Origin of the sequence: Stappia indica, from assembly GCF_009789575.1 — a bacterium.
GTDB classification, from domain to species: domain Bacteria; phylum Pseudomonadota; class Alphaproteobacteria; order Rhizobiales; family Stappiaceae; genus Stappia; species Stappia indica_A.
In genome coordinates this window covers 3,244,188-3,264,767 of the sequence record NZ_CP046908.1, presented here as the reverse complement: position 1 = coordinate 3,264,767, position 20,580 = coordinate 3,244,188, and the positions used below count along the sequence as shown (strand labels likewise).

The following is a 20,580-nucleotide window of genomic DNA, read 5'->3' as shown; positions in this document are numbered from 1 at the left end:
GCTCAGACCTCCCGGCTCTCGAAATCGATCCGCGGATCGATCCAGGTGTAGGTCAGGTCGGAGACGAGATTCACGAGCAGGCCCATGAGAGAGAAGATGTAGAGCGTTGCAAAGACCACCGCATAATCGCGGTTGATCACCGCCTCGAAGCCGAGCAGGCCGAGACCGTCCAGCGAGAAGATCGTCTCGATCAGCAGCGAGCCGGCGAAGAAGGACGAGATGAAGGCGCCCGGAAAGCCGGCGATCACGATCAGCATCGCATTGCGGAAAACGTGTCCGTAGAGCACCTGCCGCTCGTTCAGGCCCTTGGCACGGGCCGTCTGGACATATTGCTTGCGGATCTCGTCGAGGAACGAGTTCTTGGTCAGCAGCGTCACTGTCGCGAAGGCGGACAGCACCATGGCGGTCAGCGGCAGAGCGAGATGCCAGAAATAGTCGACGATGCGCGCCGGCCAGGACAGTTGCTCCCAGTTCTCGGACGTGAGGCCGCGCAGCGGGAACCAGTCGAGGAACGAGCCGCCGGCGAACAGCACGATCAAGAGCACCGCGAAGAGGAACCCGGGGATCGCATAGCCCACCACGATCACAGCGGAAGTCCACACGTCGAAGCGCGAGCCGTCCCTCACCGCCTTGCGGATGCCCAGGGGGATCGAGATCGCATAGGAGATGAACGTCATCCACAGGCCGAGCGAGATCGACACGGGCATCTTCTCGATGATCAGGTCGATCACCGCAATGTCGCGGAAATAGCTCTCGCCGAAATCGAAGCGGGCATAGTCCCACAGCATCCCGGCAAAGCGCTCGAGCGGCGGCTTGTCGAAGCCGAACTGTCGCTCCAGTTCCTTGATGAATTCCGGGTCGAGGCCCTGGGCGCCGCGGTATTGCGATCCGACGGAGGAGGCATCTCCGGCCGTGTCTGCGCCGCTCCCGGCGAAATCGCCGCCCCCGCCCGAGATGCGGGCAGTCGCGGAGACATCCGTTCCCTGAAGCTGGGCAATGACCCGCTCCACCGGTCCGCCGGGGGCGAACTGGATGATGACGAAGTTGATGGCCATGATGCCGACGAGAGTCGGAACGATCAGCAGCAGCCGGCGCAGGATGTAGGCGCCCATCGTGTCAACGATCCCTTTCTTGCCGGTCGCCGGCCGGCTCGTTCGCCGTGCCGCAACCGCAATGCATGGTGCCTTGGAGCATGTGTCGCATGTCAGCGCATGCCGATTCGCTCCGCGCTCTCCCGGTCGTACCACCAATGGAGTTCAGGCGCGAAATCATGCGTGGGCGGTGCCTCGGGATGTCCGAATACATCCCACATGGCGACCGTATGGATCGCCTTGTACCATTGCGGCACCCAGTAGTAGCCGGCCCGCAGTATCCGGTCCAAAGCACGGGCTGCAACGGTCATCTCCTCGCGCGTGGAGGCGGAGATGATCTTGTCGATCATGGCATCCACCGCCGGATCGGCGATGCCGGCCAGGTTGGTCGAACCGGGCTGACTGGCCGCTTCCGATCCCCACATCTGGCGGATTTCCTCGCCGAGGGTCGGCGCCAAGGCGTAGCGCCGAGAGACGATGTCGAAGTCGTAATCGTTGATCCGCGACTGATACTGCGCCGGATCGACCACGCGGAAATTCGCCTTGATGCCGAGACGTTCCAGGTTGCCGATATAGGGCAGGGTCACACGCTCGAAGGTCGTGGTGTTCGACAGGAACTCGAAGGCGAGAGGTTCGCCGCTCGGCAGGAGCAGGCGCGCCCCGTCCCGCCGGCACCCCGCCTCGCGCAGCAGGCGGTCGGCCTCGCGCAGCATGGAGCGATCCTGTCCGGACCCGTCCGACACCGGCGGCAGGACCGCCGGCCCGAAGACCTCGTCCGGCACCTTGCCGCGCCATGGCTCCAGCAGTGCCAGTTCGGCCGCATCCGGCTCGCCTTGCGCAAGCATGGCCGAATTCTGGAAGAACGAGCTGGTGCGCTTGTAGGCATCGAAGAAGAGCACGGCGTTGGTCCACTCGAAATCGAACACCAGGCCCAGCGCCCTGCGGACACGCGGATCGGAGAACTTCTCCCGGCGCAGGTTCATGAACCAGCCTTGCGCCCCTGCCGGGCGCCCGTCCGGGATCTCCTCGCGGACCACCCGGCCGTCCTCGACAGCGGGGAAGTTGTATTCCGTCGCCCAGGTCCGGGCGGTGAACTCCTCGCGGAAGGTCATCACGCCCTTCTTGAACGCCTCGAAATCCACCTGCCGGTCGCGGAAGAACTCCAGCCGGACACGGTCGAAATTGTAATGGCCACGGCTTACGGGCAGGTCCGCCGCCCACCAGTTTTTCACACGTTCGTACTCGACGAAACGGCCGACCTCGTGCCGGCCGACCTTGTAAGGGCCGGACGACAGCGGCGGGGTCAAGGTGGTCTGGGCGAAGTCGTAGCGGGAATAATAGGCTTTCGACAGGATCGGCATGCCGGCCGCAATCAGCGGCACCTTGCGCGACTGCTTGCCGGAGAACACCAGCGCAACCCTGTGGGGCGCCTCGACGCGAACCTCGGAGAGCTCGCGCAGGACCTGACGGATCGAGGGGTGCCCCAGTTCCTTGAGCGTGACCAGCGAGAAGGCAACGTCCTCTGCGGTCAGCGGGCTCTCGTCATGGAACCTTGCCTGCGGCCGCAGGACGAAGGTGTAGACATTCCCGTCCTGCGAGACCTCGACCGTCTCGGCGACAAGACCGTAGACGGCGTCCGGCTCGTCCAGCGCCCGCACCATCAGCGTGTCGAAACACAGCTCCATGCGGGGCGGTGCGTCGCCCTTCAGGATCAACGTGTTGAAGCTGTTGAAGGTCTGCGGGTTCTGGTTATAGGCCCAGGACGGCGCCGAGAACACGATCCGCCCATCCTTGGGCGCGTCCGGCACCACATAGTCGAAATGGGTGAAATCCGGCGCGTATTTCAGATCTCCGAACACCGAAAGCCCATGTCGCGCAGCCGTATCGCTTGCGGCTTGCGTGTCCGTGGCGGCACGGGCCGGACGACCGCCCAGCGGCAAAAGCGTTGCCGCGCAAAAGGCCAGAGCGCCGCCGAGCACCTGCCGTCGGTCCGCTCCCATCCGCGCGACAGCGACAGCAGGGGGCAGCGCCTTGCGATCCTGCGTCATCACTGCCCCTTCCGAATTGTCGCGGCCTTTTCAGCATCCCACCACCAGATGGAGGGGAAGCCATGGGTGAATTCCGGCAGTTTTGCAGGATGCGCGAACCTGTCCCAGCGGGCCGTGCGGTCGACGTCGGAATAGAATTGCGGCACCACATAGTGGTTCCACAGAAGGACACGGTCGAGCGCATGGGTCGCCGCCACCAGCTCCTCGCGGTCCTTTGCGAAGATGACCCGCTCGATCAGCTTGTCGATGGCCGGGTTCTTGATGCCCGCGTAGTTCTTCGACTGCGGCCGGTCGGCGGCTTCCGAGCCCCAGTAGTCGCGCTGCTCGTTGCCGGGCGACAGGGATTGTCCCCAGACCAGCGTCGCCACGTCGAAGTCGCGGTTCTGCACCCGGTTGATGTATTGCGGCACGTCGATGAGACGGAGCACCGTCTTGACGCCGATGTTCTCCAGGTTCTTCGTGTAGGGAAGAAGCCCGCGCTCGGCCGAGCGGTCGTAGTAGATGAATTCGATGCTCAACTGCTCGCCGGTCTTCGCATCCACCATGCGCCCGCCGTCGAGCTTGTAGCCGGCCTCGCGGAACAGTCTCACTGCCTGGCGCAGGTTCTCGCGCACGTTCTGCGGATTGCCGCCGACCGGGTTCTCAAAGGGCTTGGAGAACACTTCGGGCGGCACCTCGTCGCGCACGGTCTCCAGGATTTCCAGCTCCTTGCCGGTGGGCAGCCCTGAAGAGGCAAGCTCCGTGCCGGCAAAATAAGAGCCGATCCGCTTGTGCAGCCCGGCGGAGACGACGGCATTGGTCGTCTCGAAATCATAGGCGTAGTTCAGCGCTTCGCGGATCCGCGCGTCCTGAAATTTCTCGCGGCGCAGGTTGGGTACATAAGCCTGCATGCGTCCAGAGGCCCGGCTCGGAAACTCCTCCAGCACCACATGCCCCTCGCGCACGGCGGGGAAATCATAGGCCTTCGACCAGACATTGGCGCTCGGCTCATCCCGGAAGTCGTACTGGTCGCCCTTGAAGGCCTCCAGCTCGACGGCGGAATCGAGGAAGATATCGTAGCGAACCACGTCGAAATTATAGGACCCGACGCGCACCGGATGATCCTTGGCCCAATAGTCGTCGACGCGCTCGTAGACGATGCTGCGGCCAGGATCGACGGAACCGACCCGGTAGGGGCCGGAGCCGAGGGGCGGCTCCAGCGTGCCGCGCGCGATATCGCGCTGCGCGCCGCTGGCGTCCGTTCCCTCCCACCAGTGCTTCGGCAGCACGGGGAGCTGGCCGACGATCTTGGGCAGCTCCCGGTTGCCCGGGGCGTCGAACGTGAAGCGCACGGTTCGCTCGCCGACCTTCTCCAGGCTCTTGACGTGCCGGTAGTAGAAGCTCTGGCTCGGGTTGACCTCGATGAGCTTGTTGAAGCTCCAGACGACGTCATCGGTGGTCACCGGCTCGCCGTCATGCCAGCGCGCACGCGGGTCCAGCCGGTATTCCGCCCAGCTATAGTCCTGCGGATAGCGCAGCGCCTCCGCCAGCATGCCGTAGTCGGCGTTGATGTCGACCTCGTCGAGCGAAGGCTCGAGCAGCGAATCGTACATCAGCCCGAGACCGGGCGCCGGATTGCCGCGCGACAGGATCGGGTTGAGGGAGTCAAAGCCCGTCGAGGCCGCGAGCCGCACCCGCCCGCCCTTCGGGGCATCGGGATTGACATAGTCGAAATGCTCGAAGCCCTCGGGATATCGAGGCTCGCCGGTCAGCGACGCCGCATGCCGCCATTCAGGTTCGTCCTGCGCCCGTACGGCCGAAAGGCCGGCCAGCAACAGGCACAAGGCCACCAGCGGCAAGGCCACGAACCAGGGGACGGCCGGCAGGTGCCGGGCGGCCGTATCTCCCTTGGCGGACGAACGAAGGAAAGTGGTTTGGCGATCTGTCTGCATCATGGCGATTGAACGGATCCGTCTGTCTTGCCGCGACACGCGCCTCTTTTGGCCACGCGGCTGCGCCGGCGTTGTTGCCCTGAAGGCATATTAGGGAGTTGTACCGCCCGCCGACAGACGTGAAACGCTTCATGACGAAAGTTTAATCGTGACGGAACGCGCCGGCAGGCCGTGCCAGGGTCAGGCGGCGGCGAGTTTCTCGCGGTACATCCGCTGGTCCGCGAGCTCGAGAATCTCAGGGATCGTCGTCGCGTCGTCCGGATAGACCGCCCAGCCGACACTGGCTCGAATGCCGATCACGTGGTCGCCCGCCCGCACCGGCTCGCTGACCGCCTGGCGCAGCCGCTCTGCGATATTGGCGGTGCTCTGGTGGTGGGTCATGCCCGGAACCACGACCACGAACTCGTCGCCGCCGATCCGTGCGATCGTGTCGGATTCCCGCGTCTCCTGACGCAGCCGCTTGCCGACCTCGCGCAGGACCATGTCGCCCACCGCGTGACCGAACGTGTCGTTGATCGGCTTGAACGCATTGAGATCGACGAAAAACACCTGGAAGCCCAGGCCTGTCCGCTCGTTGAGGGCAGCCAGCTGTTGCAGCCGGTCTTCCAGAAGGCGGCGGTTGGGCAGCCCGGTCAGGGCATCGTGCAGCGCCATGGACCGCGCCCGTTGCTGGGCGATCACCACCATCGCCGAAAGGAAGGCGATCGCGAATGTCACGCCGAAGCCGACCATCCGCGCGATGCGCACCTCCGGGGAGGTTGTCGTCCAGCCGCCGACCGGCCGGCTCGCCATCTGCCACGTGCCATTCGGCAGATTGACCGGCAGCACCACCGCTCCGCTGTCGAACAGGTTGGGATCCCCCAGAACCATGCCTCCGGCAGGTCCGAGACCATCCGCACCGCGGATCGCGAACTGGTAGCCGTTCATCTCCGGCCGGATGCCGGCATCCTCGAACAGCGCATCCATGTCGATCACCACGGAGGCGATCCCCCAGTACCGGCGCTCGGCACTGGTCTCGTCCTCCTCGACGGGAATCAGCACCGGCGACCGCGCAATCAGCGCACGCCCGCCCTGAACCAGGTTGACCGGACCGGCGACCACGGTGCGCCTTTCCTGCATCACCCGCTTCACCACCGTCCACTGTTCCTCGTTCTTGCTGTAGTCGAGACCGAGCGCCCTCAAATTGCCGAGCAGCGGATAGACGTAGCGAACCACGTTGTCCGGAGCGAGGGCAACGAGCTTCACATGGTTGTTGAGCGAGGAGATCTCCTCCGCGAACCGGCGGAACTGGCGCTGGGTGAGATCGCTGTTGATGGCGGTGAAGCTGACGAGCCCTTGCGAAATGTAGAGCGTCGCGCCGATGGTTCCCTCGAGCCGGGCTCTCGCCTCCGAGAGACGGGACAGCGTTTCGTTCTGCAGGCGCTTCTGGGCGTTTTCCGTCAGCAGCGCCGAGATGTAGCCGGTGAGAGCAATCCCCAGAACGCAGATGAATGCAACGACGGCAAAGGCGATCGTCCGATGCTTCCATCGGATCAGCGCCAATTCCTTGCCGCCGGACGCCTGCGTCATGGCCCCTCGCTTGCCAACGATACGCGTATGGAGACATGCTTGTCCGACCCGCTTGCGTGTCGTTCAAGCCCGACGTCTCCATACCTGATAAAACTGCGTATCACATCCCGGTTAAAGAGGTATTTGCAGACGAATGGCGGCCACCCCCCAGGGTCAACGCATCGACACCCCCGCAAACCGCAAGGGTTATAGCCGAAAGCCGCGCACCTTCACAGCCGGAACGCAGCGGAAACTTTCAACTCAGACCTTGCTCGACTGAAGGAAGCGGAGGCCTGGAAAAGGAAAAGGCCGGGCTCACGCCCGGCCTTTCGAACTTCGCTTCAAGTCGGAGGCGAAAGCCACCGCGCCGGCATTATTGAGCCTGCGTGCCTTCCGCGGGAGTCTCCGTCGCCGGAGCCTCCGTCGCAGGCGCTTCAGCAGCAGGAGCCTCCGTCGCAGGAGCCTCGGTCGCGGGCGCTTCGGCAGCAGGAGCATCGGCAGCGGGCGCTTCCGGCAGCGGCTGCGGATTTTCCGACAGCGTGCGCAGATAGGCGATCAGATTGGCGCGATCCTCGGGCTTGCGCATACCGGCGTAGCCCATCGAGGTACCGGAGACTTCCTGCTTCGGGCCGGCCAGGAAGTGGTCGAGGTTCTCGTAGGTCCAGGCCTCATGCTCCTGGGCATAGGCCTGCATGCCGCTCGAATAGCGGAACCCTTCGTGGGTCGCCGGCGCGCGACCGACCACCTGCCACAGGCCCGGACCAACCTTGTTGGTGTTGGCGCTGGAGAAGTCGTGGCAGGACGCGCAGGCGCGGGTCAGCTTCTCGCCGTCTTCTGCCGAAGCGCTCTGGAGGCGAACCGCGATCGGCTCGACCTGCGGCGCTTCCTCGGCCGGTGCCGAACCGGTATCCGCCTCGGCCACGACGATCTCGTAGCCCGGCTTCTCGGGCGTATCCTGGTGGAAGATGATTTCCGACACGATGCCGAGTCCCATCGTGAGGAGGAGGACGGACAGGATCGCACCGGCGATCATATTTAGCTTGGCAGAATTCATTCCCGCTGGCTCCAACTCCCTCGGTTGCTGCAAGGCCAATACGAGAAGGCCCCGCGCAACGCGGCGCGTGGTGAAAAAGTCGCCGGAAACTACAAAGTTTTTGACGCTCGTGTCCATAGGTTTAAAAGGGCAGTCCATGATACAAATCATCGCATGTTGCCGTCGGGCGTGCCCCGCACCCTTCCGGCGCCCGAAAGGCCGCCCGTGACGACCCCTGCACCCCTGTCCGCCCTGGTGGTGATCCCGGCGCGGATGGCATCCACGCGCCTGCCCGACAAGCCTCTCGCGCTCATTGCCGGCAAGCCGATGATCGCGCATGTGATTGAGCGCGGCATGGCCGCCGAGATCGGTCCCGTCGTCGTTGCCTGCGATCATCCGGACATCAGGGCCGCCGTGGAAGCTGCCGGCGGAACCGCAGTGATGACCGATCCCGACCTGCCGAGCGGCTCCGACCGCGTCCGGGCCGCCGCCGAGGCGGTCGACCCGGCGCGCGAATACGAGATCGTGCTCAACCTGCAGGGCGACGTGCCCCTGATCGACCCGGAAGCGATCCGTGCCGCCTTCGATCCCCTGTCCGATCCGGCGGTCGATATCGGCACCATCGCAACGGAAATCCGCAGCGAGGCCGGCAGGACGGATCCCAGCTTCGTCAAGACGGTGGGAACGCCGGTTGGCGAACGCCGGCTGCGCGCGCTCTATTTCACGCGGGCGACCGCCCCGACCGGTCCCGGGCCGCTCTATCAGCATATCGGCCTTTACGCCTATCGGCGGACCGCGCTCGACCGTTTCGTATCCCTGCCGCCCTCGCCGCTGGAAAAGCGCGAAAGCCTCGAGCAGCTGCGGGCGCTCGAAGCCGGCATGCGCATCGATGTCGGTCTCATCGACAGCGTGCCGATGGACGTCAACACCCCCCGCGATCTCGAAGCCGTGCGGGCCATTTTCGCATCCCGCGTCTCAAACCCCAGCTGATAACCGGTCGAACATGACGAACAAGAAGCGCATCGTCTTCCAGGGCGAATACGGGGCCAACTCGCACATGGCCTGCCACAATGTCTATCCCGACTATGAAGCCGTGCCCTGTGCCACCTTCGAGGATTGCTTCACCGCGCTCGAGAACGGGGACGCCGATCTCGGCATGATCCCGGTCGAGAATTCCGTTGCCGGCCGTGTTGCGGACATCCATCACCTGCTGCCCCGCTCTTCGCTGCAGATCATCGGCGAGTATTTCCTCCCCATCCGCTTCCAGCTGATGGGGCTGCCCGGCGCCAGGATCGAGCAGCTGAAGAGCGTGCAGAGCCATGTCATGGCCCTCGGACAGTGCCGCAAGATCATCCGCGAGCTCGGACTGCGTGCCATCGTCGGGGCCGATACCGCCGGCTCCGCACGCCAGATCGCCGAGGCCGGAGATCCGAGTGCAGCCGCGCTGGCGCCGCAGATGGCTGCCGATGCCTATGGGCTGGAGATCCTGCGCCGCGACGTGGAGGACGAGGCCCACAACACCACGCGGTTCCTCATCCTGTCGCGCGACGGGGTGCGTGCAGAGAACAACGGCCAGCCGGTCATCACCACGTTCATCTTCCGCGTGCGCAACGTCCCGGCGGCTCTCTACAAAGCGCTCGGCGGCTTTGCCACCAACGGCGTCAACATGACCAAGCTGGAATCCTACCAGCTCGAGGGCCAGTTCTTCGCGTCCATGTTCTACGCCGACGTCGAAGGCCATCCGGAAGACCGCAGCGTCTCGCTGGCGCTGGAGGAACTGGAGTTCTTCTCCGCCGAGTTCAAGCTGCTCGGCATCTATCCGGCCAGCACGTTCCGCGACAAGATCCGCGAGCCCGAGGCCAACCGCGCCTTGCGTCCGACGCCCGGCATCTGACGGCCGCTCTCGCCCGACACAAGATAAGGATATTTCCATCCCCATGACCAGCCAGCGCTTCGACACACTGTGCATCGGCAATGCCATTTGCGACGTCTTCGCCCATGTGGAGGAGGATTTCCTCGTCCACGAAAAGCTCGTGAAGGGCTCGATGCGCCTGATCGACACCGAGGAGGCCGTGCGCCTTTACGAGAAGATGGGGCAGACCACCCGTATTTCCGGCGGCAGCGCCGGAAATACGGCAGCCGGCGTTGCCGTGCTCGGCGGGGCCTCCGCCTATTTCGGCAAGGTCGCAGAAGACGAACTCGGCAGCGCCTTTCGCCATGACATGCGCGGCACCGGCGTGCATTTCGAAACGCCGGTCCTCGTCGACGGCCCACCCACGGCGCGCTCGATGATCCTGATCACGCCGGATGGCGAGCGGACCATGAACACCTATCTGGGCGCCTGCGTCGAGCTGTCCGAAAAGGACATCGATGCGGACACGGTCGCGGCCTCGGCGATCACCTATATGGAAGGCTATCTCTGGGATCCGCCCGCGGCCAAGGCGGCCTTCCTCAAGGCTGCCGAGATCGCCCATGCGCACGGCCGTAAGGTCAGCCTGACGCTTTCCGACAGTTTCTGCGTCGACCGCTACCGCTCCGAGTTCCTCGGCATGATGCGCGATGGCACGATCGACCTGCTGTTCGCCAACGAGCACGAGTTGAAGGCGCTGTACGAGACCGCCGACCTCGATACGGCGATCGCGGCCGTTCGCGGGGACTGCCCGACCACCGCGCTCACCCTCGGCGCCCATGGTGCGATGGCGATTTCGCGCGAGGAGACCGTGCGGGTTCCCGCCGCCGCGGTGACCGATGTCGTTGATCTGACCGGCGCCGGCGACCTGTTCGCCTCCGGCTTCCTGCTCGGCCAGGCCCGCAGTTTCGACTTCACCACCTCGGCCGAGCTCGGCTGCCTGTGTGCGGCGGAAGTCATCGGCCATGTCGGCGCCCGCCCGGAGCGCTCGCTGAAGCAGCTGGCGGAGCAGCAGGGCTTCGGTCTGTGACCGCCTGACGCGTCTTCCTGCCGCAGGTCAAAAAGAAACGGCCGCGCTCCTAAGGGCGCGGCCGTTTCTTTTTGACCTGCGGCGAAAGAGGTCGTTTCAGTCGGAGAGATCCTGGACGGAGGCGACCTTGCCCTCGTCCGTCAGCCGGTAGACGATCGGCGCGCCGGTCGCCAACTCGCGCTTGAGGATCTCATCGGGCGACAGGCCTTCCAGCTCCATCACCAGCGCCCGCAACGAGTTGCCGTGGGCGGCGACGATCACCCGCTTGCCGGCAATCACCTGCGGCAGAATCTCGGACCGGTAATAGGGCAGCACGCGCTCGGCGGTCATCTTGAGGCTTTCGCCGCCGGGAGGGGGAACGTCGAAGGAGCGGCGCCACACATGCACCTGCTCCTCGCCGAACTTCTCGCGCGCCTCGTCCTTGTTCATCCCCGTGAGGTCGCCGTAGTCGCGCTCGTTAAGAGCCTGATCGCGCACCGTCTCCAGGTCCTCCTGACCCAGTTCCTCCAGGATCAGCTTGAGGGTGTTCTGGGCACGACTGAGATCGGATGTGAAGGCGATGTCGAAGGCGAGCTTCAGGTCGCGCAGCTTGCCGCCGGCAGCGCGCGCCTCGGCGATCCCCTTCTCTGTCAGGCCGGGGTCCTTCCAGCCGGTGAAAAGGTTCTTCAGGTTCCATTCGCTCTGCCCGTGGCGCACGAGCACAAGAAGATGTTCCATTGCGAGACTGTCTCCAGATCGGATGCCGGAAGATGCGGCTCAGTCGCGCAGACCGAGCACATCCTCCATCGTGTAGAAGCCGGGCTTCCTGTCGCGGGCCCACAGGGCCGCCTTCACCGCGCCCCGGGCAAAGATCTGCCGGTCCTGGGCGTGGTGAGAAAGGGTGATCGTCTCGAGCGGTCCGGCGAAGACGACGCTGTGATCGCCGATGACCGTACCGCCGCGCAAGGTTGCGAAACCGATGTCGCCGCGCGGACGCTCGCCGGTGAACCCGTCGCGGCTGCGCACGCTGCGCTCGGCGAGATCGAGGCCTCGGCCTTTCGCCGCAGCTTCGCCCAGGAGATAGGCGGTGCCGGACGGCGCGTCGACTTTGTGACGATGATGCATCTCGAGCACTTCGATGTCGAAATCCTCGTCCAGGGCCGCGGCTGCGCGGCGGACGAGCGCCGCCAGCAGGTTGACGCCAAGGCTCATGTTGCCCGACTGGACGATGCGGGCGTGCCGGGCGGCCGGGTGGATCGCGGAAAGATCTTCGTCGCCGAGGCCGGTCGTGCCGATCACATGGACGATCCGCGCCTGCGCGGCCAGCTCGGCAAAATGCCGCGAGGCGGCAGGCGCCGTGAAATCGAGAACCCCGTCCGTTGCCGCAAAGGCTGCGAGCGCGTCGTCCGTTACGGTGATGCCGCTCGCCGGCAGGCCAGCCAGCACGCCGCAATCCTGCCCGATCGCGGGGGAATCGGCCCGCTCGACCGCGGCCGACAACCGGACACCATCCATCTGCGAAATCGCGCGGATCAGCGCTCCGCCCATGCGACCGGCAGCCCCTACCACCGTCAGGCGCATTTCGCTCATTCCGCAACTCCGCTCGTGATCTGCCGGAACCTGATCCGGTCCTTGCGCGCGGTATAGCAGGTTGACCGGCTCGCGCAACGCTGCAGGCCCGCCCGAACGTCCGCAGGGGTGGAAGGCCCACGGTCGCGCGACACCTTACGGCCGTGGAAACACCTCATGTGCGGACACAATCAAAGTGGATTTTTCACGGTTTCTCAATCGTATGATGATCCCTTGCATGTGTCTGGCCAATCAGACAGACTTCTGGAAACGGCTGCCGCATCGGAATGCTACCGTGAGAAGAATGCGACTGCTCTTTCCGGTTCTCCTCCTTCTCTTCTTGGCGATGCTCCCGCCCGGTATCGCCAGATCCGACTTCGGCCGCAACTCTCTCGCCGAATTCTGGGAACTTCCCGATTTTTTTAAGGAATTCCCTGAGCAGCGCGAACTGAGCGCACGGTTCACCCAGCGGGTGCAGGGTGATGCGGTCCCCGCCAGCGCCCCGCTCGGCAAGGCGCGCATCGCCGTCGTCTATCCCGCCATCCAGGCCTCTGACTACTGGCGGCGCAGCATCGTGGCGCTGGAGCGCCGGCTGGACGAGCTCGGCATCCGCTACGAGGTGACGTCCCAGTTCACACTGCCGGGTCAGGAAATCCGCGAACAGACCCGGCAGATCGTCGAGGTGCTGAAGTCCGATCCCGACTATCTGATCTTCACGCTGGACGCCCTGCGCCACAAGGTTCTCGTGGAGCGCCTCATTGCCCGCGGCCGCCCGAAGGTCATCCTTCAGAACATCACCACGCCGCTGCGCGCCTGGGGCCGGGACCAGCCGTTCCTCTATGTCGGCTTCGACCATGCCACCGGTGCGCGCCTGCTGGCTGATCATGTCCTGGAAACGCGGCCGCAGCCGGAGTCCTTCGCCATCTTCTACGGCCTGAAGGGCTATGTCAGCCACGCCCGCGGCGAACCGTTCCGGCTTGCCATGGCGGAGCAGCCGGGGAAACGACTGGTCGCGTCCTATTATGTCGGCTTCGATCGGGAGAAGGCCCGCGAGGCGGCCGCTGAGCTGCTGCAGCGACATCCGGACCTCGGTTTCATCTATTCCTGCTCCACTGACATCGCGCTCGGCGTTGCCGATGCCATAGAAGCCGCGGGCCTGACGGGGAGGGTCGCCACCAACGGCTGGGGCGGCGGCAGTGCGGAACTCGACTATCTGATCGGGGGCCGTCTCGAGGCGACGGCCATGCGCATCAACGACGACAACGGCGTGGCGATGGCCGAGGCGATCTCGCTCGACCGTCAGGATCGCACGGAGGAGGTTCCCCTCGTCTTCTCCGGATCGTTCGCCCTCGTGTCGTCGGAAGACGCGCCGCAGCGTATCGAAGAGCTGAAACGGAGGGCGTTCCGCTACTCGCAATGACACGCAGGGCCGACTTCCGCTTCAACCGCTTCGTGCTCGGCCTGTTTGCAGTCGCGCTGCTGACGACGTCGGCCGTGCTTTTCGCAATCAGCTATGTCGGCAGCCTGTCCATCGCAGATCAGGAGCTGAAGCGCTTCGCCCGCAAGGAGGCGACGCTTGCCCGCCTCGTCTTCGACCAGACGTTCAGCCGGCTCGACACCTATCTGCGGGCACTGTCCGAGAATTCCGCACTCAGGCGTGCCGTCTGGTCCCGCGACGAAGGGCTCGTTCTGCAGATCCTGTCCGATGCCGCCCGTCAGCCGATCGGGGCGCAGTTCGAGCTTCTCAGGATCGACCAGCCCGACGCGCCGAACTGGGTGGATGCCGGCGCCTCGCTCTACGATCTCGACCAGATCCTCACCCCGGCCCTGCGTTCGCGCATGCCGGTCGGTCAGTGGCATCTGTTCACCGGCGGGGAGGCCAGCGGCAATACCGCGCCCGTGCTGCTTGCAGCCCTCTCCATTCCGCTGGTGGACGACATCGACGGCCGCGTGGTCGGCCAGTTGACCGGCGGCTACGTCTTCAACGACAGCAAGTACCTCCTGGACGATCTGGCCAAGGCTCTCGACACGGAAAGTCTCGCATTGTTTCTCGACGAGCGGGTGATCTCGGCCAGCGGCGAATTGCGGGATGCCGTACGCAGCGGCCGCGCGCCCCTGAAGCAACTCGGCCAGGTCGACCATGTCCTTGCAGACGACCGGTTGCTGATCCGCTCCCTGCTGGAGGAGGCCCCGGCCAGCCGGCCGCTCTACCTGGTCAGCGATCGGCCGGGCGAGACCATCGACAATATCGATGCGACCTATCAGACGCTGTTCACGCCGTTCCTGCTCTATGTTCTGGCCGGCTCCGTGCTCGGCGCCTACATCCTGCACCGCTTTACCAGCCCGGCGCTGGAGCGCCTCGTCAAGTATGCCGCGCGGATCCGTCAGGACACGTCCGACCTGACCTACAGACCTGGCAAGATCCGCGAGTTCAACGCCGTCGGTGTCGCGTTGCAGGAAGCGTTTCGCGACCTCAAGGAGTCGGATGCGCAGTTCCGGGCACTCATCGACGAGTCCCTGCAGGGCGTGTGCATCCACTCCAACCAGCGGGTTCTCTACATCAACGATGCGCTGCTGCAGCTGCTCGGCCGCGAGAGCGAGGATCGGCACAATGTGATCGGCTTGCCGGTGCTGGACCTGTTCGCGCCGGAAGAGCACGAACGCATGAAATCCTATGCACGGGCCCGCACCTCCGGGGCTTCCGCACCAGACGTCTACGAGGCGCGGGCCCTGTCGCGAACCGGAGAGCGGGTCTGGGTGGAAGTGTACCTGCGTCAGACCCGCTGGAACGGCGCCGGTGCCTATCACGTCACCATCACCGACATTTCCGAGCGCAAGCGCCAGGAAGAGCTGATCGTCCGCCAAGCCAATTTCGACGGACTGACCGGCCTGCCGAACCGCACCCTGTTCCGTGACCGCCTCGTCCAAGCGATGTCGCGGGCGCAGTGGGACGGCAACATCGTCGCCCTGCTGTTCCTCGACCTCGACCGGTTCAAGAACATCAACGACAGTCTCGGGCACAGCATCGGCGACCAGTTGATCAAGGAGACGGCGGTCCGCATCGGCGCGGTCCTCGACGATCACGATACGGTAGCGCGTCTGGGCGGCGACGAATTCGCCGTCATTCTCAGCAATGTCCGCAGCGTGATGGACGTGGAGATGACGGCAGCCCGCCTGCTCGCCCACCTGGCCCGCCCGCTGGTCCTTGGCGACGGCGTCGAGGTGTTTGCGACCACCAGCATCGGCATCACCGTGTTTCCCAGCGACGGGCGCGATGACGAACTCCTTCTGCGCCAGGCCGATACGGCGATGTATCACGCCAAGGCGGAAGGAGGTAACAAGCTGCGCTTCTTCTCCGCCCACATGAACGAACAGGTGGCGCGGGCGCTGGAAACTGAAAGCGCCCTGCGCAAGGCGCTGGAACGACGCCAGTTCACCTTGAACTATCAGCCGGTGATCGATATCGCACACAACCGGATCGCCGGCTGCGAGGCCCTGGTCCGCTGGACCGATCCCGAGCGCGGGCCTATCCCGCCGGCCGACTTCATTCCCATCGCCGAGACCACGGGACTGATCGTGCCGCTGGGCGCCTTCGTTCTGGAGGAGGCCTGCCTGTTCTATCGACGCTGCAGCGAACAGGGGCTCGACCTGCCAGGCATCAGCGTCAACGTCTCGCCGCGCCAGTGCCGCGACGAGAATTTCGTCGAGCTCGTCCGCGAGACGGTCGAGCGTACCGGCATGCCGCCGGAGCGGCTGCATCTGGAGATTACCGAGAGCGTCATGTTCGACGAGACCGGCAGCGACCCTGTCGAGACGCTCAACGCGATCCGCCGGCTCGGCATCCGCCTGTCGCTCGACGATTTCGGCACGGGATTTTCCTCGCTGAGCAACCTGAAGCGGTTTCCCATCGATGTCCTGAAGATCGACCGTTCGTTCATCCGCGACCTGGAGACCGACCGGGACGACCGCGCGCTGGTCGAGGCGATCGTGGCGATGGCCTCCAGCCTCGGCATCACCGTCGTCGCCGAGGGTGTGGAGACCGAAGGCCAGTGCGCGCTGCTCGACCGGCTCGGCTGCACCCGCATCCAGGGCTTCTATCTCGGCCGGCCGATGCCGGACGACCGGTTCCGCGAATATCTCGAGGCCCATGACGGCTCGTCGCGGCCGCGGCGCACCGCCACCAACTGATCCTCGCTCCACGCTGCTCCGCAAACGAAAACGGGCCGGAATAATCCGGCCCGTTTCCTCATGTCGGTGTCGAACGGCGGAGTGCGCCGGAAGGCCTCAGGCCTCCGCAGCGATCTCCTGGCCGGTCTCCTGGTCGACGACCTTCATCGACAGGCGGACCTTGCCGCGCTCGTCGAAGCCCATCAGCTTCACCCAGACCTTGTCGCCTTCCTTGACCACGTCGGTGGTCTTGGCAACCTTCTGCGGGGCCAGCTGCGAGATGTGGACGAGACCGTCCTTGGCGCCGAAGAAGTTGACGAAAGCGCCGAAGTCCACGGTCTTGACGACGCGGCCCTCGTAGATCACGCCCACTTCCGGCTCCGCGGCGATGGAGTTGATCCAGTTGATCGCGGCCTTGATCGCCTTGCCGTCGGAAGAGGCCACCTTGACGGTGCCGTCGTCCTCGATGTTGACCTTGGCGCCGGTCTTCTCGACGATCTCGCGGATGACCTTGCCGCCCGAGCCGATGACTTCACGGATCTTGTCGACCGGGATCTTCAGGACCTCGATGCGCGGGGCATGCTCGCCGAGCTCGGCGCGGGCCTCGGACAGGGCCTGCGACATCTCGCCGAGGATGTGGATACGGCCGTCACGCGCCTGGTCGAGCGCGACACGCATGATCTCCTCGGTGATGCCATCGATCTTGATGTCCATCTGCAGCGAGGTGATGCCGGTCGTGGTGCCCGCCACCTTGAAGTCCATGTCGCCGAGGTGATCCTCGTCGCCGAGGATGTCGGAGAGCACCGCGAAACGGTCGTCTTCCTTGATCAGGCCCATGGCGATACCGGCCACCGGCGCCTTCAGCGGCACGCCGGCATCCATCAGGGCCAGCGAGGTGCCGCAGACGGTCGCCATCGACGAGGAGCCGTTGGACTCGGTGACCTCGGAAACGACACGCAGCGTGTACGGGAACTCGTGATGCGCCGGCAGGAGCGGGTGCACCGCGCGCCAGGCGAGCTTGCCATGGCCGATCTCGCGGCGGCCGGGCGAACCCATGCGGCCGGTCTCGCCGACCGAGTAGGGCGGGAAGTTGTAGTGCAGCATGAAGGTGGACTTGTAGGTCCCCTCCAGTGCGTCGACGAACTGCTCGTCCTCGTTGGTGCCGAGCGTCGCGACGACGAGCGCCTGGGTCTCGCCGCGGGTAAACAGGGCCGAACCGTGGGTGCGCGGCAGGATGCCGGCCTCGGAGACGATCGGACGGACCGTCTTCAGGTCGCGGCCGTCGATGCGCTCGCCCTTGTCGAGGATGGCGCCGCGGACGATCTCCGCCTCCAGGTCCTTGAACAGGCCGCCGACGACGACCTTGTCGATGCCGGCGTCACCGGCCTCGGCGGCCAGCGTCTCGACCGTCTTGGCCTTGACCGCGTCGATGGCGTTGCGGCGGTCGGTCTTCTCGCGGATGGCATAAGCGGCCGTCAGGTCGCCGGCAGCCAGCTCCTTGATGCGGCCGGCAAGCACGGAGTGATCCGGCAGGTTGAGCTCGCGCGGCTCGCGGGCGGCGGTCTCGGCCAGCTTGACGATCGCCTCGATCACCGGCTGGAAGCCCTTGAAGCCGAACATCACGGCGCCGAGCATGATGTTCTCGTCCAGCTCCTTGGCCTCGGACTCGACCATCAGAACCGCTTCGCCGGTGCCGGCGACGATCAGGTCGAGCGCCGATTCCGGCATGTCGTCGACCAGCGGGTTCAGCACGTATTCGCCGTTCACATAGCCGACGCGGGCGCCGCCGATCGGGCCCATGAACGGCACGCCGGAGATCGTCAGGGCGGCGGAGGCCGCAACCATGGCGACGATGTCCGGTGCATTCTCCATGTCATGCGACAGGACGGTTGCGACCACCTGGGTGTCGCACTTGAAGCCGGCGACGAAGAGCGGGCGGATCGGCCGGTCGATCAGACGCGAGGTCAGCGTCTCGTGCTCGGACGGACGGCCTTCGCGCTTGAAGTAGCCACCCGGGATCTTGCCGGCGGCGAAGGCCTTTTCCTGGTAGTTCACGGTCAGCGGGAAGAAGTCCTGGCCGGGCTTCGGCTCCTTGGCGGAAACCACCGTGGCCAGAACCTTGGTCTCGCCATAGGTGGCGAGCACGGCGCCGTCGGCCTGGCGGGCGATCTTGCCCGTCTCCAGGATCAGCGGGCGACCGCCCCAATCCACTTCCACGCGATGAATATCGAACATTGTGTCATCCTATTTCGGTCACCCGGCCCGCATCCATATGCGGCCCGGGGTGCTCCCATGGGCAGGCGGAGGCGGCATCGTGCCATCTGCGCCATTCAAGCGACGCGCCATGGGCAAGACAGCAGGTGGCTCGTGCCCGCCCGGCGTGCTGCCGGTGCGTTCAAGCCACCTGCTATCCTGCCCCATGACCGTCTTTCGCCGCCAGTCCGGGCGGCAGATGCGCAAACGCGGCGCCCTTGCGGACGCCGCGTTGCCCGTACCGGTTAACGGCGCAGGCCGAGGCGCTTGATCAGGTCCTGATAGCGGCCTTCTTCGGTCTTCTTCAGGTAGTCGAGAAGAGACCGGCGCTGGCTCACCATCTTCAGCAGACCGCGGCGGGAGTGGTTGTCCTTGCCGTGGCTCTTGAAGTGTTCGGTCAGGTTGGCGATCCGCTCGGAGAGAATGGCGACCTGCACGTCGGCAGAGCCCGTATCCCCTTCCTTGATCGCGTATTCCTTGATCAGTTCCGCTTTGCGTTCAGCGGTAATCGACATCGGTCATGTCCTTTCAACGATAACCGCCCCGGACGTGTCCGGAGCGAGATTGAACACGCGCCGCGGCAAGAGTTCTCCGCGCTCGATCTCGCCGATCGCCACCAGTTCTCCCTGAGTGGTCACTGACACGAGGCCCGAAAACGCCGGGGCATCCCGCCCGCGCAGCAAAACGCCCTGCCCCCTTCGGAGGCGGGCGGCATCCTGCCGGCTGACGGCCAGCGCCGGGATGTCGTCCAGCGCGGTCTCTACAGGCAGAATGAAGTCGGCATGGGCCTCGGTCAGGCCCATGCCGGGCGCACATTGCCCCAACTCCTCAAGAGTTTCCAGCGGAATCATGTCCTCCTCGTCGAAAGGACCGACGACAAGGCGCCGCAAGGCGGCAACATGGCCGCAGGTGCCGAGCCGCTCCGCGATGTCGCGGGCGAGCGCGCGCACATAGGTGCCCTTGCCGCATTCCGCCTCGAAAACCGCGTGGTCGCGGTCCGGGCACTCCACCAGCTCGAGCCGATGGACATCGATTTCGCGCGCGGCCAGTTCGACCTCCTCGCCACCACGGGCAAGGTCATAGGCGCGCGCGCCGTCCACCTTGATGGCCGAGTATTTCGGCGGAACCTGGAAAATCGTGCCGGTGAAGTCCGGCAGCACGGCCGCGATCTCGTCCGCAGCGGGACGCGCGTCGCTGGTGGCGACCACCGCGCCTTCCGTATCGTCCGTCTCCGTCGCCTCGCCCCAGCGCACGGTGAAACGGTAGACCTTGCGCCCGTCCATCGCGAAGGAGACGGTCTTGGTCGCCTCGCCGAAGGCCACCGGCAGCAGGCCGGAGGCGAGCGGGTCGAGCGTGCCGGCATGGCCGACCTTCTCGGGGTGAAGGATCTTCTTCAGCCGCGTCAACGCGTCGTTGGAGGTGATGCCGACGGGCTTGTCGAGCACCAGCCAACCGTCGATGCGGTTGCGGTTCGCCTTCTTGCGTCGCCCCATGCCCTAACGTCCATCCTCATCAGGGGCCACATCAGGGGCTTCGTCGAGCTTCTCGTCGTCGTCCTCGTCAAGATCGCGGCGCACCTCGTCGCGGGACAGAAGCGCGGTGATCCGGTCGTCGTCGTCGAAGCGGGTGTCGAGCACGAAGCGCAGGTCGGGCAGGAACTTCATGGTCATCCGGCGCGCCAGTTCACGACGGATCGTGCGGGCGCTGCGGTTGAGCGCCTCGAGCACCCGGTCGGCATCGCGGCCGCCGAGCGGCATCACCAGGCAGCTGGCAAGGCGCAGGTCGGGCGTCATGCGCACTTCCGGCACGGAAATGATCGTTCCGTCGAGCACCGGATCGGCCAACGTGCCGCGCGCCAGGATGTCGGAGACTTCCTTGCGCACCAGCTCGCCGACACGCAGCTGACGCTGCGACGGCATTCCCACGGGATGTCTGTTGTTCGGGGCCATGGAACCGGTCCACCTCTTGCCGGATCACCAGGGTCGACAGGCGGCGGTTTCCCGGCGCGCCCGGCCCTGTGTC

The 20,580-nt window shown here is 65.3% G+C and carries 16 protein-coding genes; 5 read left to right on the top strand and 11 right to left on the bottom strand.

The window, feature by feature from the left end; translation table 11 throughout:
- Window positions 1–2 precede the first annotated feature (2 nt).
- The 5 genes from GH266_RS15320 to GH266_RS15300 form a co-directional block, all read right to left on the bottom strand.
- Entirely contained in the window at window positions 3–1,112 is a 1,110-nt protein-coding gene (locus GH266_RS15320; RefSeq protein ID WP_158194601.1) for a microcin C ABC transporter permease YejB, read from the bottom strand.
- Window positions 1,113–1,204: 92 nt separating this feature from the next.
- The gene (locus tag GH266_RS15315; RefSeq protein WP_244953700.1) at window positions 1,205–3,139 is read right to left on the bottom strand and encodes an extracellular solute-binding protein; all 1,935 of its coding nucleotides are present in this window, start codon (window positions 3,137–3,139) and stop codon (window positions 1,205–1,207) included.
- Window positions 3,139–5,073 (bottom strand): extracellular solute-binding protein, encoded by a 1,935-nt coding sequence (locus GH266_RS15310; protein WP_199270341.1) that lies wholly within the window; start codon window positions 5,071–5,073, stop codon window positions 3,139–3,141. The genes GH266_RS15315 and GH266_RS15310 overlap by 1 nt, the downstream gene beginning before the upstream one ends.
- Before the next feature lie 177 nt (window positions 5,074–5,250).
- The gene (locus GH266_RS15305; protein ID WP_158194600.1) at window positions 5,251–6,639 is read right to left on the bottom strand and encodes a diguanylate cyclase domain-containing protein; all 1,389 of its coding nucleotides are present in this window, start codon (window positions 6,637–6,639) and stop codon (window positions 5,251–5,253) included.
- 352 nt (window positions 6,640–6,991) lie between these two features.
- Window positions 6,992–7,672 (bottom strand): c-type cytochrome, encoded by a 681-nt coding sequence (locus tag GH266_RS15300; RefSeq protein WP_158194599.1) that lies wholly within the window; start codon window positions 7,670–7,672, stop codon window positions 6,992–6,994.
- Window positions 7,673–7,876: 204 nt separating this feature from the next.
- On the opposite strand from GH266_RS15300, the gene GH266_RS15295 reads away from it, so the two are divergent.
- Genes GH266_RS15295 through GH266_RS15285 form a run of 3 tightly spaced genes read left to right on the top strand, consistent with a single transcriptional unit; the run spans window position 7,877 to window position 10,590 of the window.
- Entirely contained in the window at window positions 7,877–8,641 is a 765-nt protein-coding gene (locus GH266_RS15295) for a 3-deoxy-manno-octulosonate cytidylyltransferase (RefSeq protein WP_244953699.1), read from the top strand.
- Window positions 8,642–8,654: 13 nt separating this feature from the next.
- Entirely contained in the window at window positions 8,655–9,545 is an 891-nt protein-coding gene (locus GH266_RS15290) for a prephenate dehydratase (protein WP_158194597.1), read from the top strand.
- Between the two features lie 43 nt (window positions 9,546–9,588).
- On the top strand, window positions 9,589–10,590 hold the full coding sequence (locus GH266_RS15285) for an adenosine kinase (protein ID WP_158194596.1): 1,002 nt from the start codon (window positions 9,589–9,591) through the stop codon (window positions 10,588–10,590).
- A gap of 96 nt (window positions 10,591–10,686) precedes the next feature.
- Here GH266_RS15285 and GH266_RS15280 read toward each other — a convergent pair whose 3' ends face one another.
- Window positions 10,687–11,307, bottom strand: coding sequence for a 2,3-bisphosphoglycerate-dependent phosphoglycerate mutase (locus GH266_RS15280; protein WP_158194595.1), 621 nt, complete (start codon window positions 11,305–11,307; stop codon window positions 10,687–10,689).
- A gap of 39 nt (window positions 11,308–11,346) precedes the next feature.
- A complete protein-coding gene (gene dapB / locus GH266_RS15275; RefSeq protein WP_158196234.1) occupies window positions 11,347–12,150 on the bottom strand; it encodes a 4-hydroxy-tetrahydrodipicolinate reductase in 804 nt (267 codons plus the stop codon).
- A gap of 292 nt (window positions 12,151–12,442) precedes the next feature.
- Between dapB and GH266_RS15270 the strand changes: the two genes are divergently transcribed.
- Together GH266_RS15270 and GH266_RS15265 are read left to right on the top strand one after the other, a co-directional pair.
- A complete protein-coding gene (locus GH266_RS15270; protein WP_158194594.1) occupies window positions 12,443–13,558 on the top strand; it encodes an autoinducer 2-binding periplasmic protein LuxP in 1,116 nt (371 codons plus the stop codon).
- On the top strand, window positions 13,555–16,326 hold the full coding sequence (locus GH266_RS15265) for an EAL domain-containing protein (RefSeq protein ID WP_158194593.1): 2,772 nt from the start codon (window positions 13,555–13,557) through the stop codon (window positions 16,324–16,326). Before GH266_RS15270 ends, GH266_RS15265 begins: the two co-directional genes overlap by 4 nt.
- 96 nt (window positions 16,327–16,422) lie before the next feature.
- Here GH266_RS15265 and pnp read toward each other — a convergent pair whose 3' ends face one another.
- The 4 genes from pnp to rbfA all read right to left on the bottom strand — a co-directional run bounded on the left by pnp (window position 16,423) and on the right by rbfA (window position 20,507).
- The gene (pnp, locus tag GH266_RS15260) at window positions 16,423–18,540 is read right to left on the bottom strand and encodes a polyribonucleotide nucleotidyltransferase (RefSeq protein WP_158194592.1); all 2,118 of its coding nucleotides are present in this window, start codon (window positions 18,538–18,540) and stop codon (window positions 16,423–16,425) included.
- A 263-nt stretch (window positions 18,541–18,803) separates the two neighbouring features.
- Window positions 18,804–19,073, bottom strand: a complete 270-nt coding sequence (gene rpsO, locus GH266_RS15255; RefSeq protein WP_120270553.1) for a 30S ribosomal protein S15 — start codon at window positions 19,071–19,073, stop codon at window positions 18,804–18,806.
- Window positions 19,074–19,076: 3 nt separating this feature from the next.
- Window positions 19,077–20,051, bottom strand: a complete 975-nt coding sequence (gene truB / locus GH266_RS15250) for a tRNA pseudouridine(55) synthase TruB (RefSeq protein ID WP_158194591.1) — start codon at window positions 20,049–20,051, stop codon at window positions 19,077–19,079.
- Window positions 20,052–20,054: 3 nt separating this feature from the next.
- A complete protein-coding gene (gene rbfA / locus GH266_RS15245; protein WP_158194590.1) occupies window positions 20,055–20,507 on the bottom strand; it encodes a 30S ribosome-binding factor RbfA in 453 nt (150 codons plus the stop codon).
- Window positions 20,508–20,580 lie beyond the last annotated feature (73 nt).

Bases quoted from the DNA above. Each gene is read 5' to 3' on its own strand.
- truB (WP_158194591.1), bottom strand. From the start codon at position 20,051: ATGGGGCGACGCAAGAAGGCGAACCGCAACCGCATCGACGGTTGGCTG.
- GH266_RS15265 (WP_158194593.1), top strand. From the start codon at position 13,555: ATGACACGCAGGGCCGACTTCCGCTTCAACCGCTTCGTGCTCGGCCTG.
- GH266_RS15300 (WP_158194599.1), bottom strand. From the start codon at position 7,672: ATGAATTCTGCCAAGCTAAATATGATCGCCGGTGCGATCCTGTCCGTC.
- rbfA (WP_158194590.1), bottom strand. From the start codon at position 20,507: ATGGCCCCGAACAACAGACATCCCGTGGGAATGCCGTCGCAGCGTCAG.
- GH266_RS15280 (WP_158194595.1), bottom strand. From the start codon at position 11,307: ATGGAACATCTTCTTGTGCTCGTGCGCCACGGGCAGAGCGAATGGAAC.
- GH266_RS15310 (WP_199270341.1), bottom strand. From the start codon at position 5,073: ATGATGCAGACAGATCGCCAAACCACTTTCCTTCGTTCGTCCGCCAAG.
- GH266_RS15320 (WP_158194601.1), bottom strand. From the start codon at position 1,112: ATGGGCGCCTACATCCTGCGCCGGCTGCTGCTGATCGTTCCGACTCTC.
- dapB (WP_158196234.1), bottom strand. From the start codon at position 12,150: ATGCGCCTGACGGTGGTAGGGGCTGCCGGTCGCATGGGCGGAGCGCTG.
- GH266_RS15270 (WP_158194594.1), top strand. From the start codon at position 12,443: ATGCGACTGCTCTTTCCGGTTCTCCTCCTTCTCTTCTTGGCGATGCTC.
- GH266_RS15315 (WP_244953700.1), bottom strand. From the start codon at position 3,139: ATGACGCAGGATCGCAAGGCGCTGCCCCCTGCTGTCGCTGTCGCGCGG.
- GH266_RS15305 (WP_158194600.1), bottom strand. From the start codon at position 6,639: ATGACGCAGGCGTCCGGCGGCAAGGAATTGGCGCTGATCCGATGGAAG.
- rpsO (WP_120270553.1), bottom strand. From the start codon at position 19,073: ATGTCGATTACCGCTGAACGCAAAGCGGAACTGATCAAGGAATACGCG.
- GH266_RS15290 (WP_158194597.1), top strand. From the start codon at position 8,655: ATGACGAACAAGAAGCGCATCGTCTTCCAGGGCGAATACGGGGCCAAC.
- pnp (WP_158194592.1), bottom strand. From the start codon at position 18,540: ATGTTCGATATTCATCGCGTGGAAGTGGATTGGGGCGGTCGCCCGCTG.
- GH266_RS15285 (WP_158194596.1), top strand. From the start codon at position 9,589: ATGACCAGCCAGCGCTTCGACACACTGTGCATCGGCAATGCCATTTGC.